Consider the following 17,883-nt stretch of genomic DNA (forward strand, 5'->3'; position numbering starts at 1 on the left):
GCTACAGGGGATCTCAACTTATCCATTGGCAGCCTCCAGCAAAATCCGCCCACTGGAGCAGGTCGCGGTTTCATTGCGGTAGGCGAAATACAATTTGCCGCGCTCCGGATCGAAGCGCAGGTGCAGTTGCACTTCATCGCCGGGGCGCACCAGTTGCTGGAACTTCAGCACTTCCATGCCAGCGAATTTGGCCGGCAGGTCCATCAATTGCTGGCCGAGGCTCAGCGCCCAATCCACCTGCACCACACCGGGCAATACCGGCGTTTGCGGGAAGTGCCCGCTGAAGTAGGCAAGGTCCGGCGGAACGGCCAGTTGCAGGCTCCATTCGCCATCGACTTCGACCTGATCCAACACTTCCGGCGCTTTCGGGCGGGGTGCCAGCAGCAAGGCTTCGACGTCAGCCTGGGGCAGTTTGCCTTGAGTGTTCAGGGGCAATTGCCGCAGCAACCGCCAGCGTCGAGGCAGGGCCAAGGCTTCGCAATGCTGGCTCAGGTGCTGACGCAATTCTTGCGTGACAGTGCGTCGGCCCTGATTGCGCAAGGCATGCAGGCCTGCGTCCGTCAGCACCAGCAGCGCGCCCAGCGAGGCGCGGTTTTCCTGGACCACGCCGAGGCGCGCGTCGGCGACCCAGCCGTGGTCCATCAGCGCCTTTTCCAGCATCGGCAGCGAGATGCGTTTTTCTTCCAGTTTGACGATCCGGTCCAGTCGTCCGAGCAATTCGAATCGGCCGTCGGCAGCGATTCTGGCGGCATCAGCGGTGTGTTCGATATGGCCGGCGGGCAAGTAGGGAGAGGCGACCAGCAGGGCTCCATCGCTGTCCTGAGTCAGTTTGACGTCGGCAAACGGTTGCCAGAGATCGTGACCCTGACGCCAGGCGATACCACCGGTTTCCGAGCTGCCGAGGATTTCCGTCGGCCATTGCTGCAGGCGTTCGTGAAGGCTTTGTGCGGCCTCTGCCGGTAGCGCGCCACCGGAAGAAAACACTCGACGAACCGCACTCAATGCCGGCCAGTCCAGGTTGTCGCCCATGCGCTTGAGCAGCGCCGGGCTGGCGACCCAGGCGAACACCGGGTGTTCGCGGCTGGCGCGCTGCAAGTCTTCCGGGAAGGCCAGTTGCTTGCGCACGAACGCCCGCCCGGCGCATAGCGGCCACAACACCCGAAACAGCAAACCGTAGATGTGTTGGGTGGCGACGCTGCCGATGATGCACGCCTGGCCCAGATCTGCACCCCACAGCTGCTCCAACGCTTCAACTTCATTGGCAATCTGGCGCAGGGTTTTGTCGATGCGCTTGGGTTCGCCACTGGAACCGGATGTGCACAGGCTCAGCTGGCAGCGATCCAGATCCAGTGCGGCGGTGCTCAGCGGTGCATGCCGGTAATCGCTCAGGTGCGCGTCGTCTGCCTGATCGGTCAGCCACAGATCGACTTCGTTCGACCAGCGTTGGCGAGTCTGCGGTTGCAGGTCGGCAGGCAGCAGCACACTGACCCCGGCACGCCAGGCGCCGAGCAGGGCAATCGCCAGGTCAGCGGCATCTTCAAGGTGCACGGCAATGCGCTGCACACCCTGGGTTTGCAGGCCGGCCGCGAGGCTCAACGCCTGTTCGCACAGGTGTGCGTGATTCAACGCCGGTTTGGCCGTAATGGCACGCTCTGGCTGTGTCTTGAGCAACAGCTGCTCAAGTGATATCCAATTCATGGGTGGCCTCGTACCCGTTGTCGTATGAGCCATTCAATGGCAAACAGCAGGCCCATCAATCCATAGGAAATCAGGCCGGTGTACAACATCCACCAACTCAGCGGCGCCCAGAGGGTCAGGGCGGCGGCGAGCAAACCGTTACAGAGGAAAAACACACACCAGACGACGGTCACCTGTCGGGTGTAAACAATCGCCTTGGCCGGCAAGTGCGGCTCACGCAGGCGCGCCAGGCGTTCAACCATCGGCGGCCCGACTTTCAGGCTCAGGCCAAACAGACCGAGCATGAAAGCGCTGATCAGCACTGGGTACCAGCGCAGCAACAGCGGACTGTCGAACAGCGCCAGCAACAGGCAAAAGCCAATAGCGGTGATCGCCATCCACAGACTGCCGGGGCGATGGACACCGAGCAGCGCCCGCGCCAGCCACAGGCTGCCCAGCAGCAGACCGAACTGCCACGGAGCAAAGTGTTCCATGCCGAAATACACCGCAAAGGGGTAAAACAGGCCCGCCAGCAGCAGGCCAAGGCCGATCAGTCGACTCATGCGGCCGGTTGAACCAGACGGTAGACCGCCTCGACCACGTCGCTGACGGTGCGCACCGATTTGAATTCTTCGGCGGCGATTTTCTTGCCGGTCTGACGCTTGATGTGATCGATCAGGTCGACGGCGTCGATGCTGTCGATTTCCAGGTCCTGATACAGATTGGATTCGAGGCTCACGCGCTCAGGGTCCAGCTCGAAGAGTTCGACCAAGGCATCGCGCAGGGTGTTGAAAATGTCGTCACGAGTTTGCATGGTCCGGTCTCAAGCTGCCTGTTTTGCGGTGACGAACGCCGCAAGGCTCGCCACGTTGCTGAAGTGATTACGGGTGTCCTTGGCGTCGGCGTCGATTTTGATGCCGTACTTTTTCTGGATCGCCAGGCCGAGTTCCAGGGCGTCTACCGAATCCAGGCCCAGGCCTTCGCCGAACAGCGTCTGGTCGTCGCCGATGTCTTGTGCGCTGATGTCTTCAAGGCCCAGGGCGTCGATGATCAGTTCTTTGATTTCACGGTGTAGATCGCTCATCTTCGGCGAGCTCCTTAATAAAGTAAGAATGCAAATAATCGTTGAGCTTGCGCGAAGCCTGAGGCGCAGGGCCACACGCGGCAAAGGCTTGTGGGTCTATATCGGCCCCGACGCGGAAACTGAAGTGCACGCGACGTTTCGGGATGCGATACCAGGGTTCGGCCTTGGTCAGTGTGGTCGGGCTGACTTTGATAATGACCGGGGTGAGGATTTTCGCACCACGCAGGGCGATTGCCGCGCCACCCCGATGAAAGGCCGGCGGTTCGCCCGGCTGGGTGCGTGTGCCTTCGGGAAAGATGATCAGGGTCTGGCCGCTTTTCAGTGCGTCAGCCGCGGCGTCGAGCATGTCCATGCTGCCGTCGTTGCTGATGTATTCGGTGCGGCGTAGCGGGCCGCGGGTGAACGGGTTTTCCCAGAGGCTGTTTTTGACCACGCAGTTGGCGTGACGCACCAGGCCGATCAGGAACACCACGTCGATCAACGACGGGTGATTGGCAATGATCATCTGCCCCGGACGACCGAGCTTTTCTGCGCCCTGGATGTCGTAGGTCAGTACGCCGGTTCGGGCCATGAACCGGACAAAAAACCAAAAGCAGCGACTGACGGTTTTCCGTGCCCGTAGCCGACGGGTCTGGGCGTCGCCGGGCAGGCAGCTCAGCAATGGGAAAACCACCAGTCGCAGGCACAGCCCGCCCAACCCGAACAGGGTGAAGCTTGCGGCAGTGGCCAGCAGGCGCCAGTAATAGGCGTCGCGGTTTTTTTCGGTTATAGGTTGCGTTGCCAGGTCCATACACGATTTTTCCAGGCATGTTGGCAGGTAGTCTGCTGGCCGAGCAGGGTACGCAAGAGATTCAAGGCATGGGGCCAGTGGGCGTTGGACAACGCATCCGTAGCGCTGTTCAAGGACAGCTGCCAGTCGGTACCCGGTGTCAGTAACAGGCCGACTGCATAAGGGAACGGCACGTCGTCGATCCAGGCCGAATAGGCCTCGGGCGGTTGTTCTTCGGTGACGATCAGCAGCACGGCCGGCGCGCCTTCGGCAAGCAGCGCCGCGGCCTCTAGCATGCCGTGTTCAAGGCCGTCGCCGGCGGCGGCCAGGGCGGTCATTTCGCTGGTTTCACCGCGCATGATCGACCACAGGCCAATGACCGCGTTGTGCACCGACAAGCTGAATTGGGTCGGCGACAACGGTTGTTCGGCAGCCAGGTCGCTGAGGATTTCGAACGTCCGGGGTGTTTCACCATGACGGGAAATAAAGACCAACGGTAGGTCCTGGCGACCGTCGGCCAGGGGCCAGCCGACGCTGAACGCCATCCGCGCCAGGCGGCTGAGCCGCCGGCGCTGCATGGCCGGCAGAAAAGACACGTCGGGGGCGGCATCGCTGCTCTGAAGCACGACCGGTTGTCGGCTCCAGGCCTGCCAATCGTCCACGCTTTCGAGCCCAGGAGCCCACGCGCACCATTGGGCGATGTTGAAGTTGATCACAGGCATTCATCCCGCCCCTGCGGGCTTCCTTGACGCGGCGAATCGCAAAAAAACAAACTGCCTAGGTGGCGCTTGGCGCCGAGTGGCGCGCATTATCCCGTTGCGACGGGTGTGTAGCAAACGATGGTTACATTTTGCTCAATGAAACGTACTGGTTGGTTCGTGGAAAAGCTGTCGTTTGGCCATTATCCACATCGGGGTGAGCATGTCTGTCAGCTCTGTCGGTAATCAATGGTGGGTTTGGCGGCTTTTTTATTAAGAGATTGCCGCTGACTGTGTAGTCCCCATGCCGGCGAGGTAGCTAAGCAGCGCCGTGGACTACTACACTCGGTCATTCTTTGATACACGGAGGTTTTTGACATGCGGCGCGTGGTTTTCAATCAGAAAGGTGGCGTGGGCAAGTCCAGCATTGCCTGCAATCTGGCGGCGGTCAGCGCCAGCGAGGGATATCGCACCCTGTTGGTGGATCTCGATGCCCAGGCCAACTCCACTCAGTACCTGACGGGCCTCACCGGGGATGACATCCCGATGGGCATTGCCGACTTCTTCAAGCAAACCCTGTCCTCTGGGCCGTTCTCGAAGAAAAACCAGGTCGACATCTACGAAACGCCGTTCGAAAACCTCCACGTCATCACCGCGACCGCCGAGTTGGCTGACCTGCAGCCTAAACTTGAGGCCAAACACAAGATCAACAAGCTGCGCAAATTGCTTGAGGAACTGGGGGAAGATTACGACCGCATCTACCTTGATACCCCGCCTGCGCTGAACTTTTATGCGGTATCGGCATTGATTGCCGCTGACCGAGTGTTGATCCCCTTCGATTGCGACAGCTTCTCGCGTCAGGCGCTGTACGGTCTGTTGGCGGAAATCGAAGAATTGAAGGAAGACCACAACGAAGGCCTGGAAGTTGAAGGCATCGTCGTCAATCAGTTCCAGGCCCGTGCCAGCCTGCCGCAGCAAATTCTCGACGAGCTGATCGCTGAAGGTTTGCCAGTGCTGCCGGTGTACCTGACCAGCTCGGTGCGCATGCGCGAATCCCATCAGGCCAATACGCCGCTGATCCACCTCGACCCACGGCACAAGTTGACGCAGCAATTTGTCGAGCTGCACAACCTGCTCGAAAACGCCTGACAGTCCTCTGTAGGAGCGAGGCTTGCCCGCGAAGACGGTCTGACAGTCAACGATAGTGTTGAATGTGATGCCCTCTTCGCGGGCAAGCCTCGCTCCTACAGTTCCGTGGTGATTACGAGATCTTGTTCAGATGCCCTGACTGCGTAACCAGCTCATCAATTGCGGTAACGGGAAGGCGCCGCTCTGGCGTGCCACTTCCCGGCCGTTCTTGAACAAAATCAGACTCGGAATCGAGCGAATCCCCAACTGCGCCGACAATTGCTGGTTCGCCTCGCTGTCCAGTTTCGCCAGCCGGCATTTACCCACCAGTTGCCCCGCCGCCTGCTCGAACACCGGCGCAAACGACTTGCACGGGCCACACCACTCCGCCCACACATCCACCAGCAATGGCAGATCACCCTTGATCTGACTGGCGTAATCGCCTTGCTTCAACTCGAACGGCTTGCTCAGCAAGACCTCGGCCTTGCAGCGGCCGCACTTTGGATGGTCGTTGAGGCGTTCGGCGGGGATGCGGTTGAGGCCGTTGCAGTGGGGGCAGGGGATGAGGAGTGGGTCGGTCATGGTCGGGCTCTTCGAGAATTGGCAGTCAATGCAATGGATCTGGAGGCAAAGTTCCTGTTTATCAAGGTAGGAATGTGTAGGCAGGAGCCTGCTGCAATTGGAGAAGCGACTTACAGGTCAAGACGGTTCCGTCTGCTAGGTAGCGAGTTGTTCAACTCTTATTCTTCACTTCTTCAATCCGACTGCGATCAACGAGGTGAAAAATGAGCGATATCGTCAAACAGGCCATAGAACACTGGCCATCCGTATCATGGTTGTTAAAACGACCTGAATCGGAAACTGAGTATGATCGGTTGGTCGAATCACGAGATGAGTTGTTAAAAATGATGGGCGGTGATGAATTGCACCCCCTGGAGGGTTTGGTGTCGATCATAGGCGACCATGTCGAAGCCTATGACCGTGGGCACCGGTAAATGCCCATCTGAAGCGTGCAGTGTTCACTCTCACGACGAACAACTGATCTCCAAATGCTTCCCCCATTCCGGCGGCCGCTCGGCGTAGCTTTCCATCCCCGCTTGCTCGTCAAACGGATTACTCAGCACCGCATGCAGTCGCCTAACCTCTGAATAATCACCGCTCTCCGCCGCATCGATGGCTTTTTGCGCTAAGTAGTTACGCAGGATGTACAGCGGATTGACTGCATGCATCCGCATGCGCCGCTGCTCCTGATCAACCTCGCCATCACGGGCAACCCGGGCGATATACAGCTCGCCCCAGGCATCGAAGCCCTTGATGTCGACAAAGTCATCACGCAAGTGGGTGACGGCCAGTTCCGGTGATTCATCCCCCAGGCGGCGGAAGAACAGCGTGTAATCGACGCCGCTGTTCTGCATCAATTGCAGCAAGTGCTCCAGCAGTTTCTGGTCATCGTCTTCAGCGGTGGTGAGACCGAGGCGGCGGCGCATCAGGTCCAGGTAGTGGGCCTGATACAGCGGCAGGTACAGGCCAAGGGTTTCACGCAGGGCCTCGACGCTGATGAAAGGCGTCAGTGCCTGGGCGAGGGCGCTGAGGTTCCACTGGCCGATCGGCACCTGATTGCTGAAGGAATACCGGCCCTGATCATCCGAGTGGTTGCAGATGAAATGGGCGTCGAAGTCGTCGAGGAAAGCGAACGGGCCGAAGTCGAAGGTGATGCCCAGGATCGACATGTTGTCGGTGTTCATCACGCCGTGGCAGAAACCGTAGGCCTGCCATTTGGCGATCAGCTCGGCATTGCGCTCGACGATTTCGCGGAACATCGCCAGGTACGGTTCCGGTTGTTCCAGGCATTCCGGGAAATGCATGGCCAATACGTGCTCGCCGAGTTCTTTCTGCTTCTCGGGGCGTTTGGTGTAGTAGAAATATTCGAAATGCCCGAAGCGCACATGGCTCGGCGCAAGGCGCAGGACCATGGCTGCGCGTTCCTGCTTCTCGCGCCACACCGGGGTGTCGGAGCCGATCACGCACAGCGCGCGGGTGGTCGGGATGTTCAGGGCGTTAAGTGCTTCGGAGGCGAGAAACTCGCGGATCGACGAGCGCAGTACCGCGCGTCCATCGCCCATGCGCGAAAAGGGCGTCTGGCCGGCGCCCTTGAGGTGCAAATCCCAGTGTTCGCCGGCCTGGTTGTAGACCTCGCCCAGCAACAGGCCGCGACCATCGCCCAGCTGTGGGTTGTAGGAGCCGAACTGATGCCCGGAATAGACCATCGCCCGAGGCACCGCGTCGGCCCAGAGCTTATGACCGCTGAACAGTTCGGCGAACTCCGGGGTATCCGCTACGGCGGGCTCGAGATCCAGCAGCGCCATAGCCGCAGGGCTGGCCACCACCAGACGCGGGTTGTCGATGGGCTCGGGCAGCACATGGGCGGAAAACGTATCGCCCAGGCGGGCGAAGCGATTATCGAAGGTCAGTTCGTCGAGGGCTTTCACCGGCCATCTCCAGCAGAATGTCCGAGCATTCTGCTAGGGATAGGGTGGTTAGTCGAGCTTGGCGGGCGGGGGTTGAAGGGGCGACTTGCCTTCCACCAGCGGCACGATGGTTTTGGCTTCCGGCTCGATCGGCACCATTTTGTATTCCTGACCGTGAAGGTTCTTGAGGTAAACCTCCATCTGCCGGAACGAAATGTTGATGTGCTGCTTCTTGAACTCGCGATTGATGAAGCGGTTGACCTCGTCCAGCACCGGGTTACGGTCACCGAGGTCGCGCACGTGCATGCGCAACTCGTGGTCGAGGGTGCTTTCGCCGAAGTTCAGGAAGTACACATGGGGTTCCGGGTCTTTCAGGACACGCGGGTTATCGCGCGCGGCTTTTAGCAGCAGCTCTTTCACCAGATCCAGGTCCGAACCGTAGTCGACGCCGAGCTTGAGGGTCACCCGGGTGATGGTGTCGGTCAGGGACCAGTTGATCAGTTGCCCGGTGATGAACGTCTTGTTCGGGACAATGATGTCCTTGCGGTCGAAGTCGGTGATGGTCGTGGCGCGGATACGGATCTTGCTGACCGTACCCGACAGGTTGCCGATGGTGATGGTGTCGCCGATCCGCACCGGACGCTCGAACAGAATCATGATGCCGGAGATGAAGTTGGCGAAAATCTCCTGCATCCCGAAACCGAGGCCCACCGACAGCGCCGCCACCAGCCATTGCAACTTGTCCCAGCTCACGCCGAGGGTCGACAGGGTCGAGACGAAGCCGATGCCGGCGATCACGTAGGACAGCAACGTGGTCGTGGCATAAGCACTGCCCTGCGCCAGGTTCAACTTCGACAGCACCAACACTTCCAGCAAACCTGGCAAGTTGCGCGCGAGGGCAAAGGTGATACCGATGATGATCAGCGCGCCGAGCATATCGCCGATGCTGATCGGCACCATGCTCATATTGGCCCCGGTGCCGCTGGTGTATTCGTAAAGGGTGATGTTGTCGAGGTACGAGAATACCGAGATCAGATCGGACCAGACCCAGTACAGCGCCGCGATGAAACCGCCAAGCAGTGCCAGACGGATCAGGCGCAGGGACTGTTCGTTGACCTTCTCGATGTCCAGCGTCGGCTCTTCGATCACCGCTTCGCCGTCGCCAGCCTCTTTCGCAGCCTGGCGTTTGGCCAGGGCGCGCTGGTAGGCCAGGCGTCGTGCTGCAACGCTGAGACCGCGAACGAAAGTGGCCTCGATCACCAGCCAGAACATCAGCAGGTAAAGGGTGTTGATCAACCGGTCACTGAGCTTCAGCGCGGTGTAGTAATAGCCGAAGCATACCGCCACGAACAACGCCACGGGCAGGACGGTGAACATCACCCCGACCGCTTTGCGGAACAGCGAAGCGTTCTGGTGAGTCGGGCTGCTGATCAGCAGGCGGCTGAGCAGCCAGGCCATCAAGGCGTAGCAGATCAGCACCACGGGCATGCCCAGTACGTCATCAGCCAGCGTCGAGGGTTGCAGTTCGGCCACCGCCACCACGGCAACCAATGCCATCACCACCAACCCGAGTCGGCGGACCCAGCCCTGAAGGAACTCGACCTGAGGCTTTTCCCAACGGAAATGCAGTTCAGCCACGCCGCCGGGGGCGAGGATCCGGTAAGCGGTGTAGAACACCAGCCAGGCCTGGGCCATTTGCAGCAACGCCGCGCCCATGTTGGCGTTCTGCCCGCGGGCGTCGATCTGCAAGGCCAGGCCGCACAAGGCCAGGCCCAGCGAGACCGGCATTGCCAGCAGGATATTGATCAGGATGGCCTGCGGCGTGTGCCACTGGCTGTCACGCTTGAAGTGGCCGATGTCCTGGTGAACTTTGCTCAGTCGGGCATACAGACTTTTACGCCGCCACAACAGGGCGCCGATCAGCAACACCAGGGGCAGGAACAGCAACGGCCGCTGGATCAGGCCATCACTCAATTCGCTCAGGCTGGAAGCCCACGGCAGCGTGGTGACCTGACGTTGCAGGCGTTCCGGCACCGCACGCATCCATTCCAGGTCCAGTGGCTTGTTGCTGGGGATCCAGAACATTTGCTCATCGAGAGTCGCCCGCAAGCTTTGCGCGGTGCTGAGCAGCTGTTTCTGATTGAGTTGCAAGGTGATGGATTCGTTGAGCACCGCACTCAGTTCGCGGTTCAGGCGTTCCAGCAGGTCTGCGCGGGTGGTGGCCAGTTCCAGCAGACTTTTTCGCAGCTGCGGGGTGACTTGCTCCGGCGGCTGGGTGGACAACAGGTTGTCGACATAGGTCGCGGGGTTGCTGAGCAATTCCCGCTGCTGGCTCACTTCAAACTGGTAGAGGCGAATATCGGCGATCTGGTCAGCCAGGTCGCGGTCGAGCTTGAGACGTGGCAGGGCCTGTTTCTGCTTGTAGAGAATCTTCGACAGCAGCAGGCTGCCCTTGAGTACGTTGATTTGTTCGTCCAGCGCCGAATCGCTTTGGGTCACGTTGTCCAGCTGCTGCTTGGTCTGCAGGTTCTGCTGAGTGACCTCATTGAGGCGGTCAGTGCTTTTGAGCAGGTAGTCCGAGAGCTTCAGGTTGGCCGAACTTTCGGTGGCCAGCAGCGCGCTGCCGCCGGACTTCTGCGCTTCGATGGACTGTTGCGTCACCGTCTCCTGGGACTGGGCCAGACGCTTCTGGTTGATCAGGGTTTGCAGCTCCTGGATTTCCTGATCCAGGCGATCGGATTTTTCGCTCAGCAAGTCGTGCTGGCTGTTACCCAGATCCTGCAATTGGTTGTTACCGGCCAATTCCTGGCGACGCAACGGAATCAGCGCATTCAATGCCGCGAACTCGGCATTCAGCAGGTCACGCTGTTCACCGCTCAAGGTCTTGCCGGCGTCCTTGCCGGCCTTGAGGATGTTGTTGATCTGTTGAATGCGTGTCTGGCTGGCGGAAATTTCGGCCTGTGCACGCTCGGGGCGAGTCTGTGCGGTGATCACCAGGCTGTTGGCATCGGCCAGCGCCTTCTGCAAGTCGCTTTGCTGGGTCGAGCGCTCGGTGAGCATTTGCTCGAGCTGCTGGATCGACTGGCTGGCGTAGCGTTGCGGCACCGGCGGCATTCTGGTGGCTTTGAGCTTGGTCAGCTCACGCTGGTTTTCGATGTTCTGCTTGGGCGCGGTGGCCAGCTGCTGCTTGAGTGCGACCAGCTTTTGTTCGTAGTCACGCTGGTTGCCGAGCTGGGTCAGCGTGCTTTGCAGGACGGATTGCAGGGCTTTCTGATCTGCTTCCGGCAGTTTGCGATCGGCGATCTTGTTCAGACTCGCCTGCACGGCTTCGCTGGTCGGCGGTTCGGCCGCTTGCAAGGTACCGACAGAAAGACTCAAGCCCAGTAGGGCCATGATGAAAAAAGTGCGCAGGGTTGACATAGAGACCGATCGAAAACGAGACGAAGAATGGAGTTTAGAGGAACAAGCCCGGGCCGGGGCGACTTCCTTCGGGGAATCTGACGCCCACTTTGCCGATCTTGTTCCCCTCCATGACCGCGACAGTCCAGATGGTGTTGTTCCACTCCACCTGGTCGCCGACAACTGGGGCACCACCCACTTTCTGGGCAATGAAATGGCCGAGCGACATGTCCGGGTCGATGCCTTCGACTTTCAACCCGTACAGCGCCGCAACCGCGGCCAGCTGGGCGTCTCCTTCGAGTACGAAGTCGCCGAAGAAGCGCAAATCGAGGCCGCGTTGCGGTGCCTGACTGAAGAGTTTTCCGAGGGCCGCAAGGTTGTGTTCATGGCCGATAACACACAGCAAATCATCGACTTCGAGCACCGTACTACCCGACGGATGGAGCAGTTGCTGGCCACGAAACAGAGCGGCGATACGCGTGCCGTCGGGCATTTTCAGCTCACGAAGGGGCGAACCGATGCACCATTTCTCGGCGCCGAGGCGATAAACGAACAGCTCCCACTCGCTGGTGACATGCACCTCCAGCGCTGCGCGGGAGATCGGCGCCGGCTCCGGCGGAACGGTCACTTTCAAAAGCTTCGCCACCCACGGCAGGCTCGTGCCCTGCACCAGCAGCGACACCAGCACGATAAAGAAGGCGAGGTTGAAGTAGAGCTGGGCATTTGGCAGGCCGGCCATCAGCGGGAACACCGCCAGAATGATCGGGACCGCGCCGCGTAGGCCGACCCAGGAAATAAACGCCTTTTCGCGGCCATGGAACGCCTTGAACGGCAGCAGGCCGACCAGCACCGACAGCGGCCGCGCAAACAGAATCATCCACAGCGCCAGACCCAGAGCGGGCAGGGCGATAGGCAGCAGGTCATGAGGCGTCACCAGCAGCCCCAGCACCAGGAACATGCCGATCTGCGCCAGCCAGGCCATGCCGTCGAGCATGTGCAGAATGCCGTGGCGGCTGCGCACCGGACGATTGCCGATCACCAGGCCGCAGAGATATACCGCCAGGAAGCCGCTGCCGTGCAAGGCGTTGGTCAGGGCGAACACGACCAGGCCGCCGGCAATCACCAGAATCGGGTAGAGGCCGTTGGCGAGGTTGATCCGGTTGACCAATTGCAGCATGACCCAGCCACCGCCGAGGCCGATCACGGCACCGATGCCGAATTCGCGCACGAAGTGCCCGAGCAGGCTCCAGTGCAGGCCGGTCTGGCCGCTGGCGAGCATGTCGATCAGGGTGACGGTGAGAAACACCGCCATCGGGTCGTTGCTGCCGGATTCGATCTCGAGGCTTGCAGTCACCCGTTCGTTCAGGCCTTTGCCGCCCAGCAGTGAGAACACCGCCGCGGCGTCGGTGGAACCGACAATGGCGCCGATCAGCAGGCCCTGAATCATGTTCAGATTGAACAGCCAGGCGGCGACCATGCCGGTCAGCGCGGTGGTTATCAACACCCCGACCGTGGCCAGCGACAACGCCGGCCACAACGCCACGCGAAAGCTGGATACGCGGGTGCGCAAGCCGCCATCGAGCAGGATCACCGCGAGGGCGAGGTTGCCGACCAGATAAGCCGTTGGGTAGTTATCAAAGATAATGCCGCCGCCGTCGACGCCAGCGGCCATGCCCACGGCGAGGATGATCACCAGAATCGGGATGCCGAGGCGCGAGGAAAGTGAGCTCACCAGAATGCTCGCACCTACCAGCAACGCGCCGATCAAGAACAGGCTGTTGATGGTCGTCGCATTCAAAGGCAGTACTCCAGAAAGCTGAAAGGCGGGCACAAACTGACCATGCAGTCTGCGTGCCAGCGATTCTAACCTGTTGAAATGTGATGCTGTCAAAAAGCTTTTGCAGCAGCGACAACGTCACTCGGGTTGAGCTTGATCCCTGTGGCGAGGGGATTTATCCCCGTTGGGCTGCGGAGCGGCCCCCTGCGTTCTTTCAGGCACACACCGCAAACAGATCTTGCGACGGCTTCGCCGCCGAACGGGGATAAATCCCCTCACCACAGATAAATCCCTCAGCCACAGATAAATCGCCTGGCCACAGAGAAGGTGTCGCTGTTTACAGGCTAAACCGCCCAACCATGTTGTTCAGGTCCAGCGCCAATCGCGACAACTCATTGCTCGCCGCACTCGTCTGATTCGCCCCGGTCGCCGATTGCACCGACAAATCACGGATGTTCACCAGATTGCGATCCACTTCACGGGCGACCTGCGCCTGTTCTTCAGCCGCGCTGGCGATTACCAGGTTGCGCTCGTTGATCTCGACAATGGCGCTGTTGATGGTGTCCAGCGAAAGACCTGCACCGCGGGCAATGTTCAAGGTCGACTCAGCACGTTCGGTGCTGTTGCGCATCGAGTCCACCGCGTGTTCGGTGCCGCTCTGGATGCTGCCGATCATGCGTTCGATCTCGCTGGTCGACTGCTGAGTGCGATGCGCCAGTGCACGTACCTCATCCGCCACCACCGCGAAGCCACGTCCGGCTTCACCGGCACGCGCGGCTTCAATGGCTGCGTTCAATGCCAGCAAGTTGGTCTGGTCAGCCAGACCGCGAATCACGTCCAGCACTTTACCGATGTCACGGGACTCGTTGGCCAGGTCGCCAATCAGGGTCGCGGTGCTCTGCACATCGGCGCTCATGCGTTCGATGGCGCTGACGGTTTCCTGCACCAGGTCACGACCGTCGCCGGCCGAGGTGGTGGCGTTCTTCGAGGCTTCGGACGTGCTCACGGCGTTGCGTGCGACCTCTTCCACGGCGCTGGTCATTTCATTGACGGCGGTGGCGGCCTGTTCGATTTCGTTGTTCTGCTGGGTCAGGCCACGAGCGCTTTCGTCGGTGACACTGTTGAGTTCTTCAGCGGCGGACGCCAGTTGCGTGGCTGAGCCGGAAATCCGCTGCAGGGTGTCACGCAGCTTGTCCTGCATCTTCGACATGGCCAGCAGCAAGCGGCCGGCTTCATCTTCGCCATCGACATGAATCGGGCGCGTCAGGTTGCCCTCGGCGATTTCTTCGGCCGCGCTCAAGGCGTTGGCTATCGGCTTGGTAATGCTGTTGGTCAGGAGCCAGGCGAACAGCAGTGTCAGGCCGGTGGCGATCACCAGCAGGGTGACGACCAGGGTGAACGCCGAGGAATACTGATCCGTTGCTTGCTGATTAAGGTCGACCGCCTGTTGGTTGTTGATCAGCATCAGGCGGTTGAGCACGGCGTTGACGGCTTCAGAGTTGTTCAACAGATCGGTGTTGAGCAAGGTGCGCAGTTCTTCCACCTGGTTGTTGCGCGACAGACTCTTCATCCGGTCTTCAAGCTGACGGTACTGGCCAAGCAACTGCACGTATTGGTCGTAAGCCGCACGCTCGTCAGGGCTGCTGATGAATTTTTCATACTCTGTCTGTGCGGCGCGGATCTGCTGGTTGCGCTGGTCGAACAGCTCGATGGTTTTTTGCTGCACGTCGGGTTCGCGGTTGGTCAACAAGCGATAGGACAGAACCCGAAGGCGCAGGGTCAGTTGGGTGAACTCATCCAGCGCTTTGATGCTCGGCACGCTGCTCTCGACGATGTTCTCGCCGGCGCCGCGAATCTTGCTCATCTGGTTCAAGGCAAACACCCCCAAAACCAGCATCAAACCGCCAATCAGGGCGAAACCGAGGAACGCCCGCGGTGCGATATTCATATTACGAAGGGACATGCTGTTTACCAAAGTGAGCGCACCCGTGCGGCGCTGAAGCTGACGTATGAGTGACTTATCGGTCATGCGACTAAAGTCTTGAGTGCCTGCGCGTTTTTGTCGCACAAGGGCCCCGGCGACGAAGTGCAGGAACCAGATCCGCCAATCACAGTCTTTAAAGCTCGCGAGGAAGGCCGTCCGCCAGGAAAATCAAGGCTTTGCGCCTGAATAACCCTGGCGTCCATGATGACTTTTCTTTATCGTACGCGCCCTTTGAAAATGCTTGGAAAATCAAAATGTTGGAAGCATCCCTTAGCCAATTGGAACAGCTGGTCAGCGACCTGGTGCAACAGAACCAGACCTTGCTCGCCACCAACCAGACCCTGAGCGCAGAACTGGCCCAGGCCAAGGATGAAAACGAAAGCCTGCAACTGAACCTGATGGAACAGGAAGAGAAACAAGGCGCCACCGCGGCCCGCATCCAGGCCCTGGTTGAGCGCGTCAGCGCCGGCCCGGTCAGCGCATGAATCATGGCGCCGCAGGGGTAAAAGTCGTCTCGATCCTGGGGGAGGACTATTCGATCAAGGCGCCGGCCGGGGAAGAGCAAACCCTGCTGGACGCCGCGATGATGTTGAAAGCTGCCTTGGCCGACACCAAAAGGAAGTACCCGACGCTGATCGGTGACCGACTGCTGGTGCTGGCTGCGATGAATCTGTGTTCCCAGCAGATTGAAATGCAAAAGCAGCACAAGCAGGAACTCGACCGTTACCAAGAGCAAGTCAGCGCCACGGTTGAAGTGATCTCCAAGACGATCAATCAGGCCTGATCGGCTTTGCGCACAACCAAAGAATAGATTGTCGTTTGAGTTGTATACAATCGGCACGGCTGTTGCAGTGTTTCAGCCTCTTATTCTTTGGGGGTGCTCCATGCAGTTCTGGCGACGCAGTATTCAATGGCAGTTAATCCTGAGTATGGGCACTGCCCTGCTGGTCAGTATTCTGATCGTGGTTGGCATTTATACCCTCGTGGTCAACCGCCTCGCCCAGAGCTATCTGGTCGAACAGGCACTGCCGTCGAGCATCGAAGCGATGCGCAACGACATCGAACGAGTCCTCGTCCAACCCCTCACCGCCGCCAAGGACATCGCCAGCAACAGCATGGTGCGCGACTGGCTGGCCGAGGGTGAAAACGGTGCTCAAACCGCCGCGTTCGTCGAGTATCTGGAAGGTATCCGCGCCGAACACAAGGCCTTCACCGCGCTGATCGTCGGCACGGCTTCAAACCATTACTTCACTGAAAAAGGCCTGGACCGGACCCTCAGCCGTTCCAATCCCAAAGACGCCTGGTTCTACGCATTCCTCGACAGCAACCAGCCGCGCACCCTCAATATCGACAATGACACCGCGACCGGAGAGTTGGCGCTGTTCATCGACCTCAAGGTCGAGCAGGCCGGTAAAGTCGTGGGTGTTGCCGGGCTTGGGTTAAGCATGAAAGAGCTGTCGGAACTGATCCACAACTTCAACTTCGGTGAGCGCGGCAAGGTCTATCTCGTGCGTTCCGACGGTTTGATCCAGGTTCACCCTGAGGCGCAATTCAGCGGCAAGCGCACCTTGGCCGAGCAAATCGGCTCGCCCGCTGCGCAAGCGGTCATGGGTCAACTTTCTAGCTCAAAAGCATCTGCCACCCACAGCAGCTTTGTCCGCGATGGCGAAGATTATCTGGCGTTGAGCCTGCCGTTGCGCGACCTGGGCTGGACCCTGGTGGCCGAAGTGCCGCAGTCGCAGATCTACGCCGAAGCCCGTCGCGCCATGTGGATGAGCAGCGGAATTGGTTTGGCGGTGGCGCTGGTGTGTCTGTTGCTGGTGGTGTTGCTGGCCCGTGGGCTGGTGCGGCCGATCCGTCAGGTAACAGCCGCGCTGGTAGCCATCGGTAGCGGTGGGGGAGATTTGACCCATCGGTTAGATTCCAGTCGCGCCGATGAGCTGGGTGACTTGGCGCGCGGCTTCAATCGATTCCTCGACAGCCAGCGTGAAATGATCGGCGAGGTGCTGACCACCAGCGAGCGTTTGCGCACGGCCGTCGGCCAAGTGGCGAAGGTCGTGGACAACACCGCCGAACGCTCCGGTCGTCAGCAGGAAATGACCGATATGGTCGCCACCGCCGTCCACGAAATGGGCCTGACCGTGCAGGAAATCGCCCAGAACGCGGGTAACGCCGCCGTCGCTTCGCAGAGCGCCCGGGATGAAGCGATGCAGGCGCGGGAAGTGGTCGGTGGTTCGATCCGGCATATCGAAAGCATGTCCGACGAAATCGGCATCGCCGCCAGTGCCGTTGGCGAATTGGCCGAACAGGTCGCATCCATCGATCAGGTGCTGGCAGTGATTCGCGGGATCTCCGAACAGACCAATTTACTGGCACTGAACGCGGCCATCGAAGCCGCGCGGGCCGGCGACATGGGGCGTGGGTTTGCGGTAGTGGCGGATGAAGTGCGCACGTTGGCGCGGCGCACCCAGACGTCGACCGACGAGATCCAGCAGATGATCGGCAGCCTCAAGCAGGGCGCGGAGAATGCCGTTTCATCCATGCATTCCGGGCAGGCAGCGACGGGCACCGGCGTCGAGTCGAGCCAGCGCACCGGCGCATCGTTGACGGCGATTACCGGACAGGTCGAGCGCATCAGCGACATGAACCATCAGGTGGCGACGGCCACGGAAGAACAGTCGGCGGTGACGGAAGAGATCAACCGCAATGTGCAGGGGATTTCGGATTTGGCCCGGGCGACGGCTGGCGAAGTGAGAGCGTGCCGGGAGGACTGCCAGACATTGCAGCGGTTGGCGGATGACTTGGCGCGGCAAGTGGGTGGGTTCAAGTTGAGTTGATGAGTTGTCTGTGCGGGCGCCTTCGCGAGCAAGCCCGCTCCCACATTTGATCCGCGATGCAT

General features: G+C 60.0%; 16 protein-coding genes and 1 pseudogene. 6 read left to right on the forward strand and 11 right to left on the reverse strand.

Features of this window, described 5'->3' with window-relative positions; translation table 11 throughout:
- Positions 1-18 precede the first annotated feature (18 nt).
- Genes ACA051_RS02180 through ACA051_RS02205 form a run of 6 tightly spaced genes read right to left on the reverse strand, consistent with a single transcriptional unit; the run spans position 19 to position 4,252 of the window.
- Positions 19-1,698: an ApeI family dehydratase gene (locus ACA051_RS02180; RefSeq protein WP_497373330.1), complete on the reverse strand. Its 1,680-nt coding sequence runs from the start codon at positions 1,696-1,698 to the stop codon at positions 19-21.
- Positions 1,695-2,240, reverse strand: coding sequence for a COG4648 family protein (locus ACA051_RS02185; RefSeq protein ID WP_497307294.1), 546 nt, complete (start codon positions 2,238-2,240; stop codon positions 1,695-1,697). Before ACA051_RS02185 ends, ACA051_RS02180 begins: the two co-directional genes overlap by 4 nt.
- On the reverse strand, positions 2,237-2,491 hold the full coding sequence (locus ACA051_RS02190) for an acyl carrier protein (protein WP_007992314.1): 255 nt from the start codon (positions 2,489-2,491) through the stop codon (positions 2,237-2,239). The genes ACA051_RS02185 and ACA051_RS02190 overlap by 4 nt, the downstream gene beginning before the upstream one ends.
- A gap of 9 nt (positions 2,492-2,500) precedes the next feature.
- The gene (locus tag ACA051_RS02195; protein ID WP_008149626.1) at positions 2,501-2,761 is read right to left on the reverse strand and encodes a phosphopantetheine-binding protein; all 261 of its coding nucleotides are present in this window, start codon (positions 2,759-2,761) and stop codon (positions 2,501-2,503) included.
- Entirely contained in the window at positions 2,742-3,551 is an 810-nt protein-coding gene (locus ACA051_RS02200; protein WP_497307296.1) for a lysophospholipid acyltransferase family protein, read from the reverse strand. The genes ACA051_RS02195 and ACA051_RS02200 overlap by 20 nt, the downstream gene beginning before the upstream one ends.
- A complete protein-coding gene (locus ACA051_RS02205) occupies positions 3,527-4,252 on the reverse strand; it encodes a beta-ketoacyl synthase chain length factor (protein WP_497373332.1) in 726 nt (241 codons plus the stop codon). Before ACA051_RS02205 ends, ACA051_RS02200 begins: the two co-directional genes overlap by 25 nt.
- Positions 4,253-4,606: 354 nt before the next feature.
- On the opposite strand from ACA051_RS02205, the gene ACA051_RS02210 reads away from it, so the two are divergent.
- On the forward strand, positions 4,607-5,377 hold the full coding sequence (locus tag ACA051_RS02210; RefSeq protein ID WP_219093459.1) for a ParA family protein: 771 nt from the start codon (positions 4,607-4,609) through the stop codon (positions 5,375-5,377).
- 126 nt (positions 5,378-5,503) lie between these two features.
- Here the strand turns inward: ACA051_RS02210 and trxC are convergent, their stop codons facing one another.
- A complete protein-coding gene (trxC, locus tag ACA051_RS02215) occupies positions 5,504-5,938 on the reverse strand; it encodes a thioredoxin TrxC (protein ID WP_497307302.1) in 435 nt (144 codons plus the stop codon).
- A gap of 203 nt (positions 5,939-6,141) precedes the next feature.
- On the opposite strand from trxC, the gene ACA051_RS02220 reads away from it, so the two are divergent.
- On the forward strand, positions 6,142-6,351 hold the full coding sequence (locus ACA051_RS02220) for a hypothetical protein (RefSeq protein ID WP_497307303.1): 210 nt from the start codon (positions 6,142-6,144) through the stop codon (positions 6,349-6,351).
- A 30-nt stretch (positions 6,352-6,381) separates the two neighbouring features.
- On the opposite strand, the gene selO is transcribed toward ACA051_RS02220, so the two are convergent.
- The 4 genes from selO to ACA051_RS02240 all read right to left on the reverse strand — a co-directional run bounded on the left by selO (position 6,382) and on the right by ACA051_RS02240 (position 14,963).
- The gene (gene selO / locus ACA051_RS02225) at positions 6,382-7,845 is read right to left on the reverse strand and encodes a protein adenylyltransferase SelO (protein WP_497373334.1); all 1,464 of its coding nucleotides are present in this window, start codon (positions 7,843-7,845) and stop codon (positions 6,382-6,384) included.
- Positions 7,846-7,893: 48 nt separating this feature from the next.
- A complete protein-coding gene (gene mscK, locus ACA051_RS02230; RefSeq protein ID WP_497307306.1) occupies positions 7,894-11,244 on the reverse strand; it encodes a mechanosensitive channel MscK in 3,351 nt (1,116 codons plus the stop codon).
- A 34-nt stretch (positions 11,245-11,278) separates the two neighbouring features.
- On the reverse strand, positions 11,279-13,021 hold the full coding sequence (locus tag ACA051_RS02235; RefSeq protein WP_497373336.1) for a potassium/proton antiporter: 1,743 nt from the start codon (positions 13,019-13,021) through the stop codon (positions 11,279-11,281).
- A gap of 316 nt (positions 13,022-13,337) precedes the next feature.
- Entirely contained in the window at positions 13,338-14,963 is a 1,626-nt protein-coding gene (locus ACA051_RS02240; RefSeq protein WP_497373338.1) for a methyl-accepting chemotaxis protein, read from the reverse strand.
- Between the two features lie 275 nt (positions 14,964-15,238).
- Between ACA051_RS02240 and ACA051_RS02245 the strand changes: the two genes are divergently transcribed.
- From ACA051_RS02245 to ACA051_RS02260, 4 genes and pseudogenes are all read left to right on the forward strand, one after another.
- Entirely contained in the window at positions 15,239-15,469 is a 231-nt protein-coding gene (locus ACA051_RS02245) for a hypothetical protein (RefSeq protein ID WP_094469479.1), read from the forward strand.
- Positions 15,466-15,768, forward strand: coding sequence for a cell division protein ZapA (locus tag ACA051_RS02250; protein ID WP_010464343.1), 303 nt, complete (start codon positions 15,466-15,468; stop codon positions 15,766-15,768). The genes ACA051_RS02245 and ACA051_RS02250 overlap by 4 nt, the downstream gene beginning before the upstream one ends.
- A 262-nt stretch (positions 15,769-16,030) precedes the next feature.
- Positions 16,031-16,909, forward strand: a pseudogene (locus tag ACA051_RS02255) (cache domain-containing protein); the annotation flags it as partial.
- A gap of 204 nt (positions 16,910-17,113) precedes the next feature.
- The gene (locus ACA051_RS02260; protein ID WP_497375493.1) at positions 17,114-17,821 is read left to right on the forward strand and encodes a methyl-accepting chemotaxis protein; all 708 of its coding nucleotides are present in this window, start codon (positions 17,114-17,116) and stop codon (positions 17,819-17,821) included.
- The last annotated feature ends 62 nt before the right edge of the window (positions 17,822-17,883 follow it).

This window comes from Pseudomonas sp. LBUM1669 (genome assembly GCF_059695705.1).

What these genes read in the sequence shown, in the direction of transcription:
- ACA051_RS02220 (WP_497307303.1), top strand. Translation starts at nt 6,142, where the DNA reads ATGAGCGATATCGTCAAACAGGCCATAGAACACTGGCCATCCGTATCA.
- trxC (WP_497307302.1), bottom strand. Translation starts at nt 5,938, where the DNA reads ATGACCGACCCACTCCTCATCCCCTGCCCCCACTGCAACGGCCTCAAC.
- ACA051_RS02190 (WP_007992314.1), bottom strand. Translation starts at nt 2,491, where the DNA reads ATGCAAACTCGTGACGACATTTTCAACACCCTGCGCGATGCCTTGGTC.
- ACA051_RS02185 (WP_497307294.1), bottom strand. Translation starts at nt 2,240, where the DNA reads ATGAGTCGACTGATCGGCCTTGGCCTGCTGCTGGCGGGCCTGTTTTAC.
- ACA051_RS02250 (WP_010464343.1), top strand. Translation starts at nt 15,466, where the DNA reads ATGAATCATGGCGCCGCAGGGGTAAAAGTCGTCTCGATCCTGGGGGAG.
- ACA051_RS02240 (WP_497373338.1), bottom strand. Translation starts at nt 14,963, where the DNA reads ATGTCCCTTCGTAATATGAATATCGCACCGCGGGCGTTCCTCGGTTTC.
- ACA051_RS02200 (WP_497307296.1), bottom strand. Translation starts at nt 3,551, where the DNA reads ATGGACCTGGCAACGCAACCTATAACCGAAAAAAACCGCGACGCCTAT.
- ACA051_RS02205 (WP_497373332.1), bottom strand. Translation starts at nt 4,252, where the DNA reads ATGCCTGTGATCAACTTCAACATCGCCCAATGGTGCGCGTGGGCTCCT.
- ACA051_RS02180 (WP_497373330.1), bottom strand. Translation starts at nt 1,698, where the DNA reads ATGAATTGGATATCACTTGAGCAGCTGTTGCTCAAGACACAGCCAGAG.
- mscK (WP_497307306.1), bottom strand. Translation starts at nt 11,244, where the DNA reads ATGTCAACCCTGCGCACTTTTTTCATCATGGCCCTACTGGGCTTGAGT.
- ACA051_RS02245 (WP_094469479.1), top strand. Translation starts at nt 15,239, where the DNA reads ATGTTGGAAGCATCCCTTAGCCAATTGGAACAGCTGGTCAGCGACCTG.
- ACA051_RS02195 (WP_008149626.1), bottom strand. Translation starts at nt 2,761, where the DNA reads ATGAGCGATCTACACCGTGAAATCAAAGAACTGATCATCGACGCCCTG.
- ACA051_RS02210 (WP_219093459.1), top strand. Translation starts at nt 4,607, where the DNA reads ATGCGGCGCGTGGTTTTCAATCAGAAAGGTGGCGTGGGCAAGTCCAGC.
- ACA051_RS02260 (WP_497375493.1), top strand. Translation starts at nt 17,114, where the DNA reads ATGGGCCTGACCGTGCAGGAAATCGCCCAGAACGCGGGTAACGCCGCC.